2 protein-coding genes and 1 pseudogene are annotated in these 1,660 nt (G+C 55.2%); all 3 read left to right on the forward strand.

Translation table 11 applies throughout. The features are described from left to right. A pseudogene (locus MVK46_RS06410) lies at nt 1–558 on the forward strand (hypothetical protein); the annotation flags it as partial. Between the two features lie 4 nt (nt 559–562). Next, nucleotides 563–1,219, forward strand: coding sequence for a DUF4097 family beta strand repeat-containing protein (locus MVK46_RS06415; protein WP_297535808.1), 657 nt, complete (start codon nt 563–565; stop codon nt 1,217–1,219). Between the two features lie 39 nt (nt 1,220–1,258). Beyond that, on the forward strand, nt 1,259–1,660 hold a 402-nt coding region (locus MVK46_RS06420; protein ID WP_297535809.1), incomplete at its 3' end, for an MFS transporter.

Here is a 1,660-nt window from a genome sequence, read left to right on the forward strand (position 1 = left end):
AAGAACTTTGAATACGTCAAACTCCCCTTCATAGAGGTTATAGAGACCCCGCACGGCGAGGAAGTTAAGATAGGTCCCTTCAGAATCCGCGACGGCAACCCCAAGGTTAAGCTGAAGGACATGCTGACGATTAGGGAGCTTCGCAACGGCTTCCAGCTCACCAAGGTCGGGGACAGGCTGAGGATAGAGACGGAGGAGTTCTCGATTGAGGTCGAGGGAGACAGGGTGACCTACAGGAGCGGAAACGAGACGCTCAGTCTTGGAGAGGCCGTTTCGCTCCGCTCGGGAGATATATCCGTCACCGTCGGCAAGGGACGGGCGAAGATACGCATCGAAGACGTTGTAATCTCCGCCAGCGAGGGTGTTGTGCGGATTAGGGCCGGCGGGAAAACCTACATGATAGAGGACGAAGAGGCTTACCGCCTCGTGGTCAGGAAGGCAAAGGAAATCGTCGAGGAGCAGAGCGCGGGCCTAATCGAGGGACTTGGCGTTGACAGGACGACGCTCACACGGCGTGTCAGGGAGCTTCTCGACGAGCTGATGAAGTTCGTGGGGTGATTGCATGAAGTTCAAAGGGGTTGAAAGTGTAAAGCTCGCCCTCGTAGTTGGAAGGGCAGAGGTAGAGGGCTGGGACGGGGATTGCGTGGAGGTAAGCTATAACCTTCATGGGGACGACGTAAGGGTTGAGACGGAGGTTGAGGACGGCACACTGTTAATAGCGGAAAAGCCCCGGAGGAAGTTCTTCAACCGCCTGGGAAAGGGGAACTGGGCTGAGATAAGGGTTAGGGTTCCAAAGGGCACCATCGTCAACGTTAACAACGTTAACGGAACTGTAGAAGGCAGGGACGCACGCTTCAAGGAGATAAAAACGGTCAGCGGGAAAGTTGACCTGAGGAACTGTGAGGTCAGGCAGATGAAATGCGTTAACGGGCACATAAGGGCCACTCTGCCAGTGGCGGGTTCCCTGAACGCATCCACTGTAAACGGGGCCCTCGAGATTACCATCGAGGACATCGAGGGTGAGGTGAACGTAAGCAGTGTGAACGGAAACGTGGTTCTCCGCCTCACGGAGTTCTGCGACGCGAGGATTGAGGTGAAAAAGGCCAACGGCGACATCGAGCTTGTTGGAGTAGACCCGGAGAACCCGGTCATCGGAACGGGTGAGTTTCCCATCAGGGTGAAGACGGTGAACGGATACGTGAGGGTCGAACTTATCTAATTATTTAATTACTCAATTCATCAAAAAGGGGTGGTCGGCATGGAGTCCAAGGGCCTCGGCAGGAACTTCTGGCTCTTCGCCATAGGAAGGTTCATTTCCCAGCTCGGCTGGGCGGTTCAGGACGTCGCTCTGCCACTCTACGTGCTGGACAAAACGCACAGCGGTTCGATGATGACGGCCTTTGTTCTGGCGGAGATAATCCCCTCACTCATCGTCATGCCATTTGCCGGCGTCGTCGGCGACCGATACAACAGAAAGTGGCTCATGGTCGGCTTCGACTTGGCTAGAGGCGTTCTGCTCTTCGGGGTTATAGCATTCAACTTCCTCGGAATCTACCAGCTCCTTGCCGTTCAGGTTGTCATGGCGGTTTTCGGCTCGTTCTTCTCCGCCGGAACGGGTGCGATGTTCCCGGATTTGGTCGATAAGGAACTCCTTGAAAAG

The organism is Thermococcus sp. (assembly GCF_027066465.1).
Taxonomy (GTDB): domain Archaea; phylum Methanobacteriota_B; class Thermococci; order Thermococcales; family Thermococcaceae; genus Thermococcus.